The organism is Chamaesiphon minutus PCC 6605, from assembly GCF_000317145.1.
Taxonomy (GTDB): Bacteria; Cyanobacteriota; Cyanobacteriia; order Cyanobacteriales; family Chamaesiphonaceae; genus Chamaesiphon; species Chamaesiphon minutus.
This window is the reverse complement of sequence record NC_019697.1, coordinates 5213823-5232842: the sequence shown is the minus strand read 5'-3', so window position 1 is coordinate 5232842 and position 19020 is coordinate 5213823. Positions and strand designations below refer to the sequence as shown.

16 protein-coding genes are annotated in these 19020 nt (G+C 45.3%); 7 read left to right on the top strand and 9 right to left on the bottom strand.

Features of this window, described 5'->3' with window-relative positions:
• Window positions 1-4 precede the first annotated feature (4 nt).
• Entirely contained in the window at window positions 5-526 is a 522-nt protein-coding gene (locus CHA6605_RS23855; RefSeq protein WP_015161936.1) for a GNAT family N-acetyltransferase, read from the bottom strand.
• A 25-nt stretch (window positions 527-551) separates the two neighbouring features.
• On the bottom strand, window positions 552-2111 hold the full coding sequence (locus CHA6605_RS23850) for a photosystem II high light acclimation radical SAM protein (protein WP_041548421.1): 1560 nt from the start codon (window positions 2109-2111) through the stop codon (window positions 552-554).
• A gap of 474 nt (window positions 2112-2585) precedes the next feature.
• On the opposite strand from CHA6605_RS23850, the gene CHA6605_RS23845 reads away from it, so the two are divergent.
• The gene (locus CHA6605_RS23845; RefSeq protein WP_015161934.1) at window positions 2586-2909 is read left to right on the top strand and encodes a DUF1830 domain-containing protein; all 324 of its coding nucleotides are present in this window, start codon (window positions 2586-2588) and stop codon (window positions 2907-2909) included.
• Window positions 2910-3187: 278 nt separating this feature from the next.
• Here CHA6605_RS23845 and CHA6605_RS23840 read toward each other — a convergent pair whose 3' ends face one another.
• Window positions 3188-3613 (bottom strand): hypothetical protein, encoded by a 426-nt coding sequence (locus tag CHA6605_RS23840; protein WP_015161933.1) that lies wholly within the window; start codon window positions 3611-3613, stop codon window positions 3188-3190.
• A 337-nt stretch (window positions 3614-3950) separates the two neighbouring features.
• On the opposite strand from CHA6605_RS23840, the gene CHA6605_RS23835 reads away from it, so the two are divergent.
• The gene (locus CHA6605_RS23835) at window positions 3951-4088 is read left to right on the top strand and encodes a photosystem II reaction center protein K (protein ID WP_015161932.1); all 138 of its coding nucleotides are present in this window, start codon (window positions 3951-3953) and stop codon (window positions 4086-4088) included.
• Window positions 4089-4167: 79 nt separating this feature from the next.
• On the opposite strand, the gene CHA6605_RS36335 is transcribed toward CHA6605_RS23835, so the two are convergent.
• Window positions 4168-4302, bottom strand: coding sequence for a hypothetical protein (locus CHA6605_RS36335; protein WP_015161931.1), 135 nt, complete (start codon window positions 4300-4302; stop codon window positions 4168-4170).
• A gap of 76 nt (window positions 4303-4378) precedes the next feature.
• Between CHA6605_RS36335 and CHA6605_RS23830 the strand changes: the two genes are divergently transcribed.
• From CHA6605_RS23830 to CHA6605_RS23820, 3 genes are all read left to right on the top strand, one after another.
• Window positions 4379-7039 carry a hypothetical protein gene (locus tag CHA6605_RS23830; protein WP_015161930.1) on the top strand — a complete coding sequence of 887 codons (2661 nt, stop codon included), beginning with the start codon at window positions 4379-4381 and terminating at the stop codon, window positions 7037-7039.
• 100 nt (window positions 7040-7139) lie between these two features.
• Window positions 7140-8576 carry a glutamate--tRNA ligase gene (gene gltX / locus CHA6605_RS23825; protein WP_015161929.1) on the top strand — a complete coding sequence of 479 codons (1437 nt, stop codon included), beginning with the start codon at window positions 7140-7142 and terminating at the stop codon, window positions 8574-8576.
• A gap of 284 nt (window positions 8577-8860) precedes the next feature.
• Complete coding sequence (locus tag CHA6605_RS23820) at window positions 8861-9373, top strand: hypothetical protein (RefSeq protein WP_015161928.1); 513 nt, start codon at window positions 8861-8863, stop codon at window positions 9371-9373.
• Between the two features lie 111 nt (window positions 9374-9484).
• Here CHA6605_RS23820 and menB read toward each other — a convergent pair whose 3' ends face one another.
• Together menB and CHA6605_RS23810 are read right to left on the bottom strand one after the other, a co-directional pair.
• Window positions 9485-10318, bottom strand: coding sequence for a 1,4-dihydroxy-2-naphthoyl-CoA synthase (menB, locus tag CHA6605_RS23815; RefSeq protein ID WP_015161927.1), 834 nt, complete (start codon window positions 10316-10318; stop codon window positions 9485-9487).
• 82 nt (window positions 10319-10400) lie between these two features.
• Window positions 10401-11660, bottom strand: a complete 1260-nt coding sequence (locus tag CHA6605_RS23810) for a DUF4189 domain-containing protein (protein ID WP_086936263.1) — start codon at window positions 11658-11660, stop codon at window positions 10401-10403.
• A gap of 245 nt (window positions 11661-11905) precedes the next feature.
• On the opposite strand from CHA6605_RS23810, the gene CHA6605_RS23805 reads away from it, so the two are divergent.
• The gene (locus CHA6605_RS23805; protein WP_015161925.1) at window positions 11906-12727 is read left to right on the top strand and encodes a Tab2/Atab2 family RNA-binding protein; all 822 of its coding nucleotides are present in this window, start codon (window positions 11906-11908) and stop codon (window positions 12725-12727) included.
• Between the two features lie 288 nt (window positions 12728-13015).
• On the opposite strand, the gene CHA6605_RS23800 is transcribed toward CHA6605_RS23805, so the two are convergent.
• A complete protein-coding gene (locus tag CHA6605_RS23800; RefSeq protein WP_015161924.1) occupies window positions 13016-14419 on the bottom strand; it encodes an MlaD family protein in 1404 nt (467 codons plus the stop codon).
• Window positions 14420-14729: 310 nt separating this feature from the next.
• Between CHA6605_RS23800 and CHA6605_RS23795 the strand changes: the two genes are divergently transcribed.
• Window positions 14730-15158 carry a voltage-gated chloride channel family protein gene (locus tag CHA6605_RS23795; protein ID WP_015161923.1) on the top strand — a complete coding sequence of 143 codons (429 nt, stop codon included), beginning with the start codon at window positions 14730-14732 and terminating at the stop codon, window positions 15156-15158.
• Window positions 15159-15235: 77 nt separating this feature from the next.
• Here CHA6605_RS23795 and CHA6605_RS23790 read toward each other — a convergent pair whose 3' ends face one another.
• Complete coding sequence (locus tag CHA6605_RS23790; protein ID WP_015161922.1) at window positions 15236-17617, bottom strand: carotenoid oxygenase family protein; 2382 nt, start codon at window positions 17615-17617, stop codon at window positions 15236-15238.
• Between the two features lie 183 nt (window positions 17618-17800).
• Window positions 17801-18925 carry a THUMP domain-containing class I SAM-dependent RNA methyltransferase gene (locus tag CHA6605_RS23785; protein ID WP_015161921.1) on the bottom strand — a complete coding sequence of 375 codons (1125 nt, stop codon included), beginning with the start codon at window positions 18923-18925 and terminating at the stop codon, window positions 17801-17803.
• Window positions 18926-19020 lie beyond the last annotated feature (95 nt).

The following is a 19020-nucleotide window of genomic DNA, read 5'->3' as shown; positions in this document are numbered from 1 at the left end:
TTTATTAAATAGTATTTACTAGTTCTTTTTCAATCCTGAAAAATACTATGGGTTTATCCTCGCTCGTCCGTTGTTCTACTTCGCGCATTCCCAGTCTTCGGGCTAATTTTATAGACTCTAAATTAGGTCGATCGCAGCTTGCTAAAAGATATTGATAGCCGAGTTTATTAAAGGAATATTCTATTATCTTCAGAGCTGCTTCGGTAGCGTAGCCTTTATTTATTGCTGTGGGAATTAGAGCGTAAACTAATTGAGGCTGGTCTTCCTCAAAAAAGTACCATAAGCCGACAAAGCCGACAATCTCCTCTGGATCTCTAGTCTTAATAAACCAGAGACCAAGTTTTTGAGTATCGAATAAATTTTGGCTTTCTAGAGACATCTCCTCTACCTGTTGTAGCTCCCAAACTCGATCGTCACATAAATATTTTCGCACGTATGGATCGATGAAAATATTGTGTAGTGCGATCGAGTCACTTGCTAAAATTGGTTGTAGTCGTAAACGTTGAGTTTCTAATTCAAAACTCATAATTATCGAGGATTGTTATTTAGCTCTAAACTTTAGTTAACTGTTTGACTTCTACAGGTGCAGTTAAAGCTTCCTCCAACGCCGATTTCCCCAACCGTGCTTCGAGAATATTCATCACTTCTCGTCCGAAATCGTTAGGGTTATCGCGAAAGGCTTGCAGACAAACTTCGCCAAAAAACGAGCCTAATGGTTCGGGATTCCAGAGAAGTTTTTTGGCTACCCATGGCATATGACTCATCGGATTATAACCGGGTTTAATTACGTCATTTTTGAAAGCATATTCTTCTAAATGCGTGTGCGGTTGTAAGCCGATAAAGAAGATCGCTGGTTCGACTTTATCCGCCCCAAATATCTTTTCCATTTCGCGGTGATAAGCGATCGTTTGGCGGATCGTTTCAAAGCGTTCGTCGATGACATTAAATGAGTAATTGATCGACACCATGTCTTCAAATCCAGCGGCTTTAAGATCGCGACAATTTTGTAAGACAGTACGCAGATTATAGCCCATCCGCATTTTACGAACTAGTTCTTGAGAACCGCTGGTAATACCGATCTCAAAATAATTCATTCCCGTTTTGACCATCAAATCGCACAGTTCGGGAGTGAGATTGTCAGCACGAATATAAGCTGCCCATTTAATATCTGTCATCCCACTAGCGACGATCTTTTGGAGTAATTCGATCGCATCATCGATATAGCGTCGAGCTGGAATAAACTGAGCATCTGTAAACCAGAAATTCCGAATGCCACGATCGTATAATTGACGCATTTCGGCAACTACTTCATCGGCGGGATTGATCCGGACTTGCTTACCTTCAATTACCGTATAAACACAATAGCAGCAGTTGTGCGGACAACCACGTTTTGTCTGCACGCCGACATAAAAATCCCGATCTTGCAAGTAGTAACTAAATTCTGGCCAAATGGTCTCGATATAATCGTAATTGCAAGCCGTCTTCTCGATCGAGGTTGGTGGTTCGTGGACTAGACCTTTGCGCGGTGCGGTACCAACGACATAACACCGCTCGTTGGTAAGATCTTCAGATCTAATAATCTTCTCTAACAAGACTTCCCCCTCACCGATCGAGACGATCGCGCCCTTTGGTAAACTCTTGGCTAATTGCTCGTAGAAGACGCTCACAGCTCCCCCACCGACTACTAATTGCGCGTTCGGATTATGGCGTTTGGCACGTTTCAACCCGCGCTTAATTAGGGACATGTTGCGCCACAATTCTGTGTAGTGGCTGGTTAACATCCGCACCCCACCGATCGCCCCGTGTAGCTTCTTAAGTGGGTTACGATCGTAAAAAATCTCAAAGGAGTTCTGGAGGGGGTTGCCACCACGTCCGCCGACTGGTGCATAGATTTGGATATCTCGCCAAGAGTAAACCAGTAAGTCTGGCTGAAATTTATCGATCGCTTCGTCTAGTGCCTTACCATAATCTAGCGGTGGTACCGTACCGAGATCGAAGATCCGTTGCTCGACATGCGGAAACTGCTTGTGAACGTGGTCTGACAAGTACACAACCCCGATCGGGAAAATTGGGTTGCAAGGGAGGCGACAATAGAGAATTCGTGTAGTCATAGTTAGGGGATAGGTAATAGAGAATAGGGGATAGAGAGTAGGGGATATGGGACAACGAGCAAAGGTTAGCACCGATAACCTCATCCTAAAAGTCCTGTAAATCCTCAAATCCCGCTCGGAATCAGGGGGCAATGATTAACACCGATAACCTCATCCGGAAAATCCAGTAAATCCTTAAATCCCGATCGGAACAGGGAACACAGCTTATCACCGACAACCTAATCCTGAAAATCCTGCAAATCCTTAAATCCTGATGGAGCTTTATTTATCTCTTTAATATAACTTTACACAAAATTCTCTCAAAAAGGTAGTCTCAGACTCAGATTAGATCGATATTCGGGGCTTTGGCACCTATTAGTCAGATGCGATCCCCAGCGATGCGAAAAGGTAGTAAACTTTACAGCTTCTCACTAAATAGGAGTGTTACCTTGAGACTGTAAATGATTTTATGGGCACTAGGCTAAATACATTATTATGCCTCACATTCTCGATCCCTTACCCGAAAACCACAATGATGAGATTTGCTGCTGCTATGTCAATAGCACCAGTCAGATTCAAGTGGCCAGAATCACCAATGTTCACAATTGGTATTTCGAGCGAGTTGTTTTTCCCGGACAACGGCTGATATTTGAAGCTCCTAGTTACAGCTATCTAGAAATTCATACTGGGATGATGGCAAGTTCTATTTTATCAGATAAGATTCCTTGCCAACAACTAATCGTTTTAGGTGAAGATGAACCTCACCCTTTCGCAATCTCAGCAAAGACGGTACCTGAATTAGAATACGCTCATCAATGATTTAATTCTTAGAGTATCTGTCGATAACCCAGCAGCTTATTTGCATCAGTTCATGAAGACTTTGAGAATAAAATCTTTTAAAAATAAAGCTTGCAAATTCGCAAGCTTTATTTTTGAACCAAGTGGGATATCTCAACAAATAGGCTTGGGCAAAATCGAGGTGTTGTTCGCTTGCATTAACTATGCTCTCGAACAAGATCGTGCCGCCTAATCGACGGTCGCACGCATCACTCTTTGTAATCAATCGAACTTAGTTTCATCAATGCAAAAGAGCCGCTTTAATTGTCATCGGCTAACCGCTCTAACCGCTCCTGCATATTAGTTAACTTCGATCGAACGGCTACTGGTAAGCGCGGTGTAGGTACGTCCAGATTTGGCCAATGCGGTAAATTAATACAAGGACAATGTTCGGATGGAATGCCCGCAACCTGTAGAGGAATGAGCATACTGCACCGAGCGCAATCGACTAGCTCCCATTGAGGAGTAAGCAACTCCGCGATTGTTTGAGATGTGTCTTCCAAATAGCATTCGCCCGATCGAGCCGACAGGATTAAGTCCCAACATTGCTCGAACTCCATGCTGTAATCCATACTGGAAAAGACTCTACTCGGCAATAGAGCTTGGTTCCCATTGTGGATATAAACCTTTCTGCCCAGTTGAAACCAGTGTGCGAGATATTGTTTAACTTCGAGTGCAGATGCCACGATCGATACCTCCTAAAAACGGACAGTAATTTAGCAATATTGTTTGAGTTTTTCCAGGCTCTCAGATTTGCTTCTAACACTAACTATTATCCGTAATCCCCGATTATGTAACAATCAATCAGCTAATTTGTTTTCTTTCTTGATAAACTTCAGTAAAAACTTAACAAATAGTTACAATCTACGGCGAACTATGTAACCGATGTTTGTCAGCGATCGTTATCTGTGGCACCGATTGAAATCTAGATAGAGAGCATCGATCGCCCGATCCACTCTGTCCAGACATGATAAAATAGCTACCAACTACGATCGCCGTGATATCAATAAGGATTAATAAAATATGGACGCAGCACTCATAATTGCCAAATTGCCCGAAGCATATGCCATCTTCGATCCACTAGTAGATGTTCTCCCCATCATTCCAGTACTATTTCTGGCCTTAGCCTTCGTTTGGCAAGCTGCTGTTGGTTTCCGCTAAGTTTAGCTGGGTCGCTCAGACCGTTAAACTCGGCCAGATCAGACATCCTTACAGAGGGTGTCTATTTTTTTGTCTATTTTTATACCAGCATCAGCCCGCTCGTGGCATCGAAACCATTCATGACGATTAGTTCTAAGCCATAATGCTTAATCTGGGCAGTCGGGATATATTTGACAGAGAATCTGGGAACACTAATTCCAGTAGTAAACAGCATTTACCAATTCACTGTCAATACTGACCGGATCGTAAATTTAGCACCACAGTCAGACCACCAGATCGGGCTATCCCCTATGTCAAAACTAGACCCCTCCGTTCGCCTGTTACATTTGATGCTGCGAGCGCAACACCACGCACGGAAAGAGTCCAGCGATACTGGCTACGCGATGATGCTGGTATCGATCGTCACGATTTTGATTTTCAGTTTGTTGGCTGCATATCTAACGATTACGAATATTAGCAAATCTGCTACCAATGCTTATACAGAGGCTAATAGTACCTTTTATGCTGCCGAGTCTGGACTCAATCAAAGATCGGATGCGGTTCGCCAAAAGTTTATCGATTATGTGACGCCTAGTGGCGTTAGTCCAGGTGCTGTATCTGGATCGATCGCTGGCCCCAATAATATGTCTTTTTGTCTCGATAGCGATCTGACCAATGATGGAAGTGGTGACTTTGCCTGTCAGAAAGTAGATCTAAACTACAAACATGCAATTGGAACTAATGTCGGCAGGCAAGCTGATGGTACTTTATCAGCTTCTGATTTCGCTAATAATGTCAATTATACGGCTTACAGTTTTGTTAGCGATCGCACGATTTACATCGATCCCGTCCGCAGGATTCCCCAAGTACAGGTGATTCCTGCCGGACAAATTTATGCAGGCTTAAATGCTCAAGAATATCGCTATACCATCTATAGCATGGCGACGAGTAGGCAGGCGCAAGATTTGGATGCCAGGGCAATGACAGTTCTCGAAATGACCTTTAAGAGTCGCAACATTCCGCTATTTCAGTTTGCAGCTTTTTATAACGGGGACTTGGAGATGAACTCCACGTCCCAAATGGATATTAATGGTCGCGTTCATACCAATGCCAATCTATATATCCAACCGACTCCATTTGGTACCGCGACGACACGTTTGCTCGGCCAAGTCACAGCCGCTAACAGTATTTATAATCGAGTCGATGCAATTACTATCAATCGGTATGGCGATACTCAAGTGCTGTTGACTGGAAATCCTAATAACCCTGGAGATCCAACCAACGTATATAAAAAGTTTCCCGATTATGATGCAGCTCGCTTCACCCCCCTCGATTCTACAGAAATAGCTGGGTTTCAACGCAGAGTTCTCGATGGAGCCGCAGGTGCAACCGTACTCCAAGTTCCCCAGCCTGGTTTCTTGCGTAAGCGCGATGCAGACGGGAATATTGGGGAATATTATGGTAAAGCAGATTTGCGGCTAGAAATGGTACCCAAACGCGCTGCGGGTAATGTGCCATTTAATTTTACGTCAATCAAAGATGGCGGTAGTGGTGGCAGTTGTACCGGATTTGACATTTCTACGGGGCGGCAAGGTACGAGCCTTAAGTGTACTAGACTCAATGAGGGTCAACTCCGCAGTCTGATGCAGCCAGTGATGAGTAAAGTAGTCACTACTGAAGAGCGCGATCGCTTGTGTCCGACTGTAGCCGTCAATCACGATTCCAGTTTATTGAGCCAACGGAGGGTATTGCGTGCGCTCCAAGTTGCTATTGCTGCCCAAAATACGCCAATACCGCTAAACCAGCTTAATTTACCGTTGAGCGATCCGGCTAATGCGAGTATTAGTAGTATCGCAACTAGTTTAGAATCAACCTTAAATACAGCTCAGTCACCCGCACAGTTGGCTGGTGCGGTAGGTGGTTGTTTCTTACCAGCACCCATTCAGGTACTAACGGGTAGTGGTGGGGCAAATAGCAATTATACTTGGCAGTCGAGTTATTTCGATCGCCGCGAAAATCGGTGGATTGGGATGTTACAGAGCAATATTGCCAGTCTGACGATGTGGAATCGCGATGGTGTGTATGTCGATCGCGATAATGACATTACCACGAATGATGGCGCAACTGCCGCCCAAACCACAGCCGCTTTTAATGGCGGTAATAATGGTTCGACATCCGATACCAATAATTTATTATTCATTCGCGCTACGGCCAACGCGACAGCCGCTACTGGTAGTTTTCAAAAGCTAGGATTGGCGGCGTCCGATACAACTGAAGGCGGATTAGTCTATCATGCTACCGTCAGCGACGACCTCGATGGCGATGGTAGTCCAGATTTGACAGTCGATACCGCAGACAATCTACGGAACTACACTGAAGGCAAAAGGAGAAGCTCCTATGGCTTTGCCTTTAGTGGGGGATCTAATCTGCCTGGGCCGATGACCGTAGTGACCGATCGCGGCTTGTACGTCCAAGGCGACTATAATAATTTTGCTACCAATGCCGCCAAACATCCCGCAGCTCTGATTGGCGATACGATTACGGTGCTCTCAAATCAATGCATTGATGGTAATACTGCAATGATAAATTGTGGGATTACTACCGGACAAAATGCTGCCACACCCACTAGCGTCAATGCAGCTTTCCTATCTTATACAGATACAAGTGTTGGTAATAGTACTGGCACCAGTTCACTGGCGGGTCCCCCATCCTACAGTGGTGGTCTAAACAATTATATGCGCATGGTTGAAAATTGGGGCGGTCAAAATTTTAATTACTCTGGCTCATTTGTGAGCTTGGGATCGCCTCAAGAGTTTAGTGGTGCGTATCAAGCAGGTGGTGGTGCTGGGTATTATAATGTGCCAATTCGTAATTTTAATTATGAAGTAGATTTTAATGCTTTTGACAGATTACCGCCGCTAACTCCCCGGGTGATTTATCTGCAACAAGAGACATTTAAGCGATCGTATTAATTCTCATCAATTTTGTGCTGTCGATCGACAGTGCAATTTTCTCTGTTGTGGCAGGCGGAACCATTTACAATCAAAGATGAACCGCTAAAATATATTCGCCGTGACAGTCAGAGTTCGCATCGCTCCTAGTCCTACTGGTAACTTACATATCGGTACCGCTCGTACCGCTGTTTTCAATTGGTTATTCGCGCATCATCATGACGGTAAATTTATCCTTCGGGTTGAAGATACCGATGTAGAACGTTCCAAACCAGAATACACCCAAAATATCCTCGACGGTTTGAAATGGTTGGGTTTAAATTGGGATGAAGGGCCATTATTTCAATCCCAACGCTTGGATTTGTATCGCCAATCGATTCAAACTTTATTAGATAATGGTAGTGCTTATCGGTGCTACACTACCACCGAAGAACTCGACGAGTTGCGAGCTTCTCAAGAAGCCAATAACCAAGCTCCGCGCTACGATAACCGCCACCGCAATCTCACACCAGAGCAGGAAGCCGCCTTTATTGCCGAAGGTCGGCGTCCGGTAATTAGATTTAAAATTGATGACGATCGCGAAATTAGCTGGGTAGATTTAGTTCGAGATACAGTAACGTGGAAAGGTAGTGACTTGGGAGGAGATATGGTCATTTCCCGCGCTGCTGACGAACACGAACTCGGTCAACCGCTGTATAATCTCGCCGTCGTTGTCGATGATATCGACATGCAAATTACCCACGTCATTCGCGGTGAGGATCATATTGCCAATACTGCCAAACAGATCCTACTGTATGAAGGTTTGGGGGTAAAGGTACCAGAATTTGCACATACGCCGTTGATTTTGAGCGCGGAAGGCAAGAAACTCTCCAAGCGCGATGGTGTAACCTCGATCGACGATTTCAAGAAAATGGGTTATATCGCCCCAGCATTAGTCAATTATATGACGCTGTTGGGTTGGTCGGCTCCCGATGCTCAGGAGTTATTTACCCTAGATGAAGCAGCTAAACAGTTTGATTTCGATCGAGTGAATAAAGCTGGAGGCAAATTTGATTGGGATAAACTCAACTGGATTAATAGCCAATACATCCACGCGATGCCAGCCGAGCAATTATTGCCAGAATTAATCCCGTATTGGCAAGCTGCGGGTTTTAAATTCGATCCCGATGCCGATCGAGCTTGGTTGCTACAGCTTACTAGTTTAATTGGTGCTAGTCTGGCACGTCTAGATGAATGTGTCGAAATTAGTCGGACGTTCTTTACCGATAGCGTAATACTCAATGAAGAAGCCACTGCCAAAGTTGCCCAACCAGGTGCCAAGGAAGTATTAACCACTCTGGTGACAACGCTTGAAACTAAACCCGATCTGAGCGAGAGCGAGGCTCAGGAGCTGATGAAACAAGTGACAAAAGAGCAAAATGTCAAAAAAGGCGTAGTGATGCAAAGTCTCCGCGCTGCCCTTACAGGCGAGGTTCACGGCCCCGATTTGATTCAATCTTTGCTGTTATTGCATCGGCATCAATTGGCAATCCCCCGCATCGAAAAAGTTATCGGCTAATTTAGCCACCGTCGCCAAAATTTAGAGTATGGGCAATTCATGAAGTGACGCTCGATCTGGATGTTCCCTCCAGATCGAGCGCGTCAAGACATTATCTACTCTAAATTCTGGCGACAAGTCGTATCCCAGAGCGATAACGCCAAAAATCTTCCTTGTCCATACTTCAAGCTCACGAAGTAGTGCTAAATGTAAGATTAGTTTAACAGGTGTCAATTTTCTGAGTATTTGTGTGTAACTTAAGATTGGGTGTATTCCTGCAAACTTACTTTATAGAGTCGATCGCGATGAACAAATATCTAGCTACAACCGCCTTAATTATCTCTTGGTTATTAGTAGGCGCGAATATCGCTCAGGCCCAGACTGCTAATTCTGTACAAGATTCCTTCGTCGGCGATAACTCTAATGGCAACACTAATAACCAGAATAATCAAAATAATAATCTCAGCAATAGCGGTCAAACTAATTCTCAGCAGGTTAACAATATCTATCCCAATATTCCCTTGAGTCCTGTCATCCAAAATCCGATCAATACTGAAAATGACTTTGGCCTAAACTTTGGGGGCGCGCTCAATACTTATGACGGTCGAAATATCACATTATACTTAGGGATTACCTACCAGCCAGGGCGCACCGACGATCATAATGCGCGGATGGCTAAATTAAAATCGGAAACTCAGTTATTAGAGTCACAAAGACAGGCAACTCAAACCCAACTGGAATTACTCAAAAAGCAGGTTGCCGAGCAAGAGTTGAGATTGCAGAAAATGCGATCGGGCGAACAATCTCCAGCTAAGTAATTAGGTATCGATCGATTATCGATGGATATTTTAAAGTTATGAATCTTGATTTTAAAATATCCAAATCGAAGGCAAAATTATCGGGTTTCTATTCTCGACTACTATTAATATCTATGGCAACCAGGGATATTGACGAAAATTAGGCTGACGTTTTTCTAAAAAGGCTTGTTTGCCTTCTGCACCTTCTTCTGTCATGTAATAGAGTAACGTGGCATTACCAGCCAATTCCTGTAAGCCTGCTTGTCCATCGCAATCGGCATTGAGCGCGGCTTTGAGACAGCGAATCGCGATCGGGCTTTTGGCTAAAATTTCCTGCGCCCATTCTACCCCTTCGGCTTCGAGTCTGTCGATCGGTACCACAGTATTAACCAAACCCATATCCAAAGCTGCCTGCGCGTCGTATTGACGGCACAGATACCAGATTTCGCGCGCCTTCTTTTGGCCGACAATCCGTGCCAAATAACTCGCCCCAAAACCACCATCGAAACTACCAACTTTTGGCCCCGTTTGGCCGAAGATCGCATTGTCAGCAGCAATAGTCAAATCGCAAATTAAGTGTAAAACGTGACCGCCCCCGATCGCGTACCCTGCAACCATCGCAATTACCGCCTTGGGCATCGATCGAATCAAGCGTTGGAGATCCAACACATTTAGGCGCGGAATTCCGTCTGCGCCCTGATAACCCCCATGCCCGCGCACCGATTGATCGCCGCCGGAACAAAAGGCATATTTACCATCGGTATGCGGCCCAGCACCTGTCAGTAACACCACGCCAATGCTAGTATCTTCCCGCGCATCGCAAAAAGCATCATACATTTCAAATACGGTCTGTGGACGGAAAGCATTGCGCTTTTCCGGGCGATTGATGGTAACTTTAGCAATGCCATCGGCTTTATGATAAAGAATATCAGTGTATGTTTTGACCGATCGCCAGGTAATTTCCATGCTTGGTGTAGAGCTGCTAAACAATGTTTAGTTTATCGTCGATCGAGCAAGTTGATAAACTCGATCTGCACGCGATCGTTGTTTAATATGGATTTCCGGTACCCTTCAGACACTTAGTGAGTCGATCTCGGATACTGTGTCCGCCGCGCCATGTAATGTCAAGTGCTTGTTTTGTACCGAGTGAGACGGCAAAGCGATGCTCGTCGAACATATTATTAACCAGGGCTGAGGCATCAGGGACGACAAAAGTAACCGCACCCAGTTTGCCATTAGCCATCGGAAAATGATAAGCCTCAACCGTAGCAGGTGGCTTACCACCTGTTTGTGCGAGTGTGACCTTTTTCATCTGGCCATTCTTAGGAACGGGGATATTCCCGCCAAAAAATGTGATGGCGGCATTCCGATACTGTCCATTTGGGCCTGCAACAGCCACGGCACCATTTAGCGTTGCAAAAGTTGCCGAACAACCGTCACCAGTCGCCAGCCCCGCCGCTCTTGGCGTTAATTCCCAATATCCAGCCTTCATTAGTGCGTAGCGCGGATCGTTGGCAAACTGCCGCTCAAGGCTTTGCTTGCGTTCTAGGGCACTGGCGATCGAAATATTGGCCAACTGCTGGTTCATTGTCACCTGATGCCCATTCACTGCGATCTCATAGTTGCCAACTGGTTGGGGTGGTGCTTTAGACACTACTGGATTACCAGGAAAATAATTTTTGGAGAAGTCAAATGCTGGATTGGTTTCCAGAAATTTTTGCTGGGTCGGCGTAAAGTTAGCAGGCTGAAGTAACGGTTCGGCAGTAAATACATGCACGATTTTACAGTCTTTATTCTTATCCTTACAGTCTTTTAGCACAATCTCGCGAGCATTATCTGGCTTATTTCCCCAACCATACCAGACTAGATTGCTTTTATCCCTAGCAATTGCCACCGACCCATTATAGCCACTCACCGCGATCGTACAACCCGCTCCCATTATTTGCGTACAGGCAGCCAAAGCAACTTGCTGAGATTTTTCGGCAGTTCGCTGATTCCATGTTGCCCACACATCAGTGGCTTTAGGATGCCATGCAACTGCGATATAACTGTTGGCATACATCGTCGGCACTCTCGGTCGTTCGGGTTCTGGTTTTCGATCGGGTGCCGTCGGATATTCGCTGCGAGTATCATATGGCGCACAACCAATCCAACCAGCATTGCCGCCACCGATCCCATAATAGCCCTCTGGACAGCCAATTATTTGAGCTTGTGCCGACTTAGCAACCAACCATGAAGCCGCCATTACACTACTTAGTAATACAATTTTTTCAACCATCCAGTTCATCCCAATCATAAATATTCCCATGCAGTCTCAGATTGATGCCACCCTTTACCAATATGCTAGCGATCGGTGCTTAATCCGTATAAATTCTCAACAGTGATAAAGCTTTCTGACTGCGGCTCTTGAGGTTCGATGACAGGCGAAGGCAATTCCCGATAAAGAGTATACTCCTCACTGAGGCTTTATGCTACAGCAATCCGATCGTATCTTTATTGCAATGGATCGCCTAACATTTCTAGTAGTGGCAGAGTGGCCGTTAACTATAAATTATGACAATTATGCTGTGGCAAGCAGATATCTCCAGTCGTCCTCAACAAAACGATCGCGGTGAAACCCTCTGGGAATTAGTCATCTGCGCTGCGGATGGCGGGTGGTTTCATACGGCTATTTGCCCCCAAAAACAGGTAAATGCTGAGTGGATTGCAGCACAAATAAAGTTAGCTGCAACAGATAAATTACCCACAGCAATTCAAGTTTTTCGCCCGCAAAGTTTGGGATTGATTCAAACTGCCGCTCAAAAATTAGGGATTGAAGTTGAAGCAACTCGCCGCACGATCGCGTTAAAAAAATTATTGCAACAACAAACGCAAAACTATCACAATCCTAATTATCAACCGCTGGCGATCGAGTCGCCCCCGCCCCAACCGATACCCGATTATTTAATGGGAGAAAAGTGGCAATTTGTAACGTTAACCGCCGGACAATTGGTAGCAGATTTTGCCGATCGACCGATTCCGATCGTGTCGATGCCTGACTATTTATTACCCCCGCATTGGGGTCTAGGAGCGAATGTAGCCATCCCTGGTGTCATTATCTATGGGGCTACACAATCGATGCGATTGGCGCGCTGGATTGCCGATACAGAGCCTGTGAGCCTCAATTATTTGGGAGACGATCCGGGTGGATTAGTTTTGGATGTCGGTTTAGCCGATCGTTGGGTAATGGTGACATTTAATGATGCGGAAGTCAGTCAAGCAGCCAGACTTTATGAGGCACGGAAACGACTCGTACATGGCTTGCATTTTCTGTTAGTAACTCCCGACGATTCTGGTATCACCTACAGTGGAATTTGGTTGTTGCAAAGCAGTTGATGAACGCGAGTTCTGGTTAAAAAATGCCTGGAGACTGGAAGTCTCGGCTTGTGATGCAAAGTCCGCCTACACGGACTTTGTATCATTAGCCTCGATTTGCAGCTCGCGGATCTGCGGATACAGAGGCTGTGCCTACCGTAGGCACAGCCAACGCCAACGTTGGGTTTCCTGACGGTTTTCGACTGAAATCACGCAGAGGTTTCCTCAACATGTGTTTCAGTCAAGACAGCCAGACAAGACACAATCGGTAGCATTACTAACACGAAGCAAATATCCTGTTCCCTAAAGTTATGGATTGCGCCAACGACTATCGATTCTAAATGGTTCTTGTGGATGGAGTAATGGTTGCTCGGTAATAGGTTTCGGTTGATAATTCGATCGATCGATCTCTCGATCGTTAGTACCACTGACAGCACTTGGAGCGGGTAAACTACTCAAGAGATCGAGAGATTTACCTAATGGTTCGATCGTTTGTGCTAATTTAGCCTGTTGTTCTAATTGTTCGGTAGAAGAAACTAGTTTACCCAAGCCATTTACTAAATTGCGGAGATTCGATCGAAATTCTGGCGAACCAGTCAAATCGTCGAGATCGGCAGTAATTTTTTGGGTATTTTGAAATGTCGATCGAGCCGAATCTAATGTTTGCTGTAGTATTAATAATGTTTTTGGATCGTTTAAATTAGCTGTGATATTTTTGAGATTGAGTGAGGTTTGATTGGCATTACTCAGTACGCCTTCCAGGTCTTTAGCTAATTTATCTGAATTTATTTTCGATATCGTTGTATTCAGCTTGACGATCGAAGGATTGACAGCATTAACTGTTTTGCGTAAATCTACACTCAGTTTATCGAAGTTATTTAGGGTAGATGCAAATGTTTTACGGTTCTCGACAACTAAACTATTGACAGATGTGGCTAATTTTTTGTACTCGGCAGCAGTTGCAGTCAATTCACCAGCAGTAACATTAAACTTGTCGGCAGTTTGACCAAATTTGGTAGTGGTACGATCGATCGAGACAGTCAGCGTATCAGCTTTAGCAGACAAATTCTTTAATCCGCTTTCTACTGATTTAGGTAAACTCGAAAAATCATTACTAACTTTACTAAGATTTTTACTCAACTGAGAGAAATTTTTTGCTGCATTTCCGGTTTCGATCAGAGTGTTATTAAGATTTTTGACTACTTCTGGATTATTATAAATGTCAACTAATTTCGTAGCCTTTTGGATCAATTCATTAAAACTCGCACCGATTTGGCCGTTGACTTTGGTGTTATTACAAAGAATGAGATTGCGATCGCACTTACTATCTAATGCTTTGGCAATATCAGCAGCATTAATTGCCACCCGATTGCGGGGAGTGATTTCGACAACTGGCTCGCCAATCAAGCCAGTTTGGCTGACTTCTACCGCCACATCTTTGGGCATTACCAAATTGGGATCGTCCATTTGCATTACCACGTCAACCCCATTTACCCCAGGTTCGATTCTAGTCACTTTCCCAACTCGAATGCCGCGAAACCTGACTACGGCTCCAGGCTGCATTCCTGGTGCTCGATCGAATTGTGCGATGACATTATAAGTTTGACTCCCAGGTGTCAAGCCTCTCAGCCATAAAAAAATAGCACCAAAGACTCCCAATCCAGCTATGAGCATCAATCCAACTGAACCTTCTCGGACTGCGCGTGATTGCATTTTAAGTTATTGCTCCTCAACTGAAGGCGATCGAAATCTTATTTAGATCGCGTGTTTTATGTACTATTAGCAATTTAAGCTTGAGACCAATGCTCGCTATGGTAATCGTACTATCGTATTAATGTTCGCAGCAAGCAGAATCGATCTCTATGTTACCGCGTTGTACTGTTAATTATTCCCGATCTACACTAACTAGCGATCGTTTATACTTTCGATTTCGCTCGAATACAGAAGGCAGAGAGTCGCGCACTCCATTATTCCCCGACTTGTTGCACATCTCAAAATCCGTAATCTAAAACCCAAAATCTGAATGAATAAGTGGCTGCAACTCGAACCAGTTCGAGTCATCCCATATCTGCTTAAATGGCTGGCGATCGGTTGTACGATCGGAATACTGACCGGAACATCCTCAGCCGCCCTACTAGCTACATTAGAGTGGGCAACTCAATGGCGGGAATCCCATCATTGGATTTTGTTTTTACTGCCGTTGGGTGGGTTGTCGAGCGGGCTGATTTATCATTACTTAGGTAGCAGTGTCGAAGCCGGGAATAACCTGTTGCTCGAAGAAATTCACGATCCGCGATCGATAATTCCGTTACGGATGGCACCTTTGGTATTATTAGGCACGACGATCTCTCATGTGTTTAGGGCATCGGTGGCTGGCATGTTATTTGGGTTGGAAGTACTCGCGTTTGGCAAGTTTCGCTACGATGGCTTATTGCCCTGTGCGATCGCCTAAAAAGATCTCAAATGGTTGCGATGGAGGGCAGGTATATATATCCAAATGTGCAAATGGAACGTCCAACAGCTTACCAACTACTTCCACAGATCGATTAATTCGGCTTCGGTAGTTTGCTTGATATAGTGCGGATAAACCACATCACGGAATAGAGTTTTGGTATGGGGAAAAATCTTAGCTCGAACGACAGGATTGAAATCGCGATCTAGTGTATTTTTGCGCATGGCTTGGCGTTCGGCTTCAGCATATTTACCAAATTGAATCGTTGGAATCCAGGTGGAATGAATTGTCAGTCCGAGATTAATATCGGGATGGCTCAATCGATAAATTGGTTTACCTTTAAAATCGTCGGCGTGGAATATCCAGATTTCATCTTTGGCGATGGTATGGCGATTATCGGGTTCGGCGTCTGACATGATGACACAGACGATATAACCGTGAGTCGCGGGATCTTTTCCTGTTGGTAGTGGCTCTTGGCTGGGGATAAATTGGGGACTACGCGCTAAATAACCGATCGGAAATTCAAAACTATCGGCGATTTCCATTCGCTCGGTATCTAGCCGTAGCAAAGTTGCTGGCAGATCGGATTGAGGTAAACCTTCGATCGAGATGACGCGATTGTCACGATCGCGATATGCTCGATAAATTCGCTTGGGAATTGTCTCCCATGTAAATCCCCATCCCATCCAGTACAAACTGGTAATTTTTTCGCCTGTTTCGAGTTGGCTATCGCGGTTGAGATTGCGGTGCGTATTGACAGATACCGACCAAGTATTGCATTTGCTAGGATTATCGCCGATGTCGCTGAGGAACTGTGCCTGAAGAACAGCACCAGTTTTAGCATCGATCGTGTACCGCGCGACGCTATTGAGATCGACGGGTGAAGGTTGGAAGCCCCGAAATTCCTTACGCAGGCATTTCTGCGGCGGCACTGATGGTAGTCGATTATTTACCCCTGCGAGCATTTCGATTCCTTTGGTAATTACTGGCGTTTTTTCGCAGTCGATATTCACCGATTCATCGTATTCGCCGATCCATTCAGTCACGTCCCAGCCGCCATTATGAGCGGACATTAGGGTAATTTTGCCGTCGGGATTGCGATAATCGGTCACAAAGTGCGAAACTTCGCGGGGCAAGATAATTTTAACAGCCGTCAAGGTGGGCATTTCACCAGGAGGAATAGGTCGATCGAGATCCGCTCGCTTGACGATATATAAGCTAGCATACGGAATGGGCTGGATTAATTGCAGGAATGTTAACGATAACCAGTAGCCAATTTTGACTGAATATTTCCGAATCGCACCAAATAAAAAAGGTGCAAAAATTTGGGACAGCTCGATCTTAAAAGCAATATCGCCGACGATAATGTAATCTTCCGTTAAGGCCATCTGGTGAATGGCTTGTTGGATGATGACAGGTTCCCCATTTGGCAGCACTAACCGCCATTTTTCAAAAGTTTGGCTGTCAAATCGATACCGGACGATACTGGTAAAAGCACCCCAAGGATTTTTGAGAATCACGCCATCGCGACCGAGTTTACCTTTGTACCAGCGTCTGAATCGATCGATCGCGCTGAGTAAGCTCAATCCAGCAGAATAGTTGGCCGTAATAAATTCTCCAGCGGAGGTATCGGCACACTGTAAATGGTCGCAAACAGGATGAGCGGGATTGGAATAAGGCTGAAAAACTTGGGTCAGCCAAGCGGGTTGTTTGGGAGCTAATCCTTGCCAATTACTAGCTGCCCCAATGGGTTCGAGCAGTTCCAGGCTATCGGGATCGATGATGTGCGGACGCGCGGCATCAAAGGTCGCCAGCAGATGCTCCTTGGTTGCCAAAAAGGCGGTATTCATCTGGTTGCGAGTGCCTAACAATAGGCTGTGACGCACCATCCCACCATCGAGAAACCGATAGCCAATCTTGTCAAATTTGGGCACTAATTGGGCGGCGAGATCGGCATAATAACATGGCGTTTTCATCATCCGCGTTTTAAGTATCGCGCGTCCATGCTCGAATCCCAGCCGATACAGCATCCCATCGCCATTTAGCACCATTCGATCGCCCCTAGCATATTGGTCGGCACTAAAGGTCGTCACAGGTGGCAATGGACAAGCAAAAAAGGCATATCCCCACAGATCGGCGGGGAGGTGCCAGGTTGCAGGGATTTGAGACTGAATCCGATCGGGTAAATGTTCGCGAAGTTGCGTTAGAGTTTCCCGATCGAAGGTTAATAATCTGCCATAAATCGGCTGGGCATCTACACTAGATCGAGCCAAGACCTCAGGAGCTTCTAATTTGGCAGCTATTTCGGGCGTCACATACCAACATACTTGTAAATTCAAAGGGGTAGGATCGTGCTCTCTCCGCCGTTTGCGCACATCGTCGAGATTGGTACCGATCGCCGAATAGGGCGTAAAATTGACAGTTCCGTTAGCTGAAGCTGCGGTTTGATGTTCGGTCATGCAAAAACTCTCCACAGATAGATCGATCTGAGAGATTTATGGTTCAACTTTTGAAGAGGTGTTTGGCGATTTTTGTGTAGCTTTATTGTAGAGCAAAAATTACCGAATACTTGGCAGTATCGATCGTCGTTCTAATTTTATATATCCTCTAATAACGCTGTTTTCCTCCATGTAAGCGGAGACTTAATACATTTCGTATTTCATTAGTTGACAAGCGATCGTCCCGTTATACACCGTCGTTCTTTGTGCCGATCGCAAGCCGATTGATTTGGCTAATTCTTTATTACCGCTGAGGACGAATGCCGTCCATCCTTTAAAGCGATTTTTCAGCACATCGCCTAGCAATTTATAAAAAGCACCCAAATCTTCATTGCGTCCCAATCGCTCGCCATAGGGAGGATTACAGAGCAGAATCCCCCGATCGCTAGGAGCTTCGACATCGGCTAATTCTTGTTGTGCGAAACGAACATAGCGTTCGACACCAGAACTACGGGCATTCGCTCGTGCCTGTTCGATGATGTCATAGTTGCGATCGCTGCCGATAATCGTTGCTTGGAGATCTTGCTGTTCGCCTGCTTCTGCCAACTTTAACAATCGATCGAATAACTCCGGATCGAAGTCTAGCCAGCTCTCAAAGCCGAAGCTATCGCGAAAAATACCCGGAGCTATGTTCATTGCCTGCATCGCCGCTTCTAGGGGTAATGTGCCGGAGCCACACAGGGGATCGACAAAAGCTAAATCGGGCGTCCAACCAGACATTTTCATTAAAGCTGCGGCTAGAGACTCTTTGAGGGGTGCATCGCCGACAGCAGAGCGATAGCCGCGACGATGCAGGCTGCTCCCAGAGCTATCGAGATTGACAGTACAAGTATCTTTCTCGATATGGACGTTAATGCGGATATTGGGATCGGCAATATCGACATTCGATCGCGCGCCAAATTTTTCGGTTTGTTGTTTGGTAATGGCTCTTTTGACTTGAATCGCCGTAAAGTGGCTATGATTCAATTGTTCGTTTTTCCCCGTTACCGTTACCGCTAGTGTCAACTCTGGGGTTAGATATTCGCCCCAATCGATTTGTTGGATGCCATCATAAAGTTCGATATCGTCAGCACACGGAAATTCTCCCAGTTTGACCAAAACCCGAAACGGCAATCGCGCCCATAAATTGACACGATACAGTAACTCGCGATCGCCCTGAAAAGCCACGCCACAAAAACCTTGAGCCACCGCTTGCGCCCCTAATTCAGTTAGCTCCCGTGCTGCTAACTCTTCTAAACCTCTGGCGACTGTAGCAAAGTACTCACTCACAATAATTCTCCCGATCGTATTTGGCTCGAATCCAAGCCACTTTCCATTATTCCTTAAATTCGGTGTTACGGATCTAGGGCGCGATCCACCTTTTT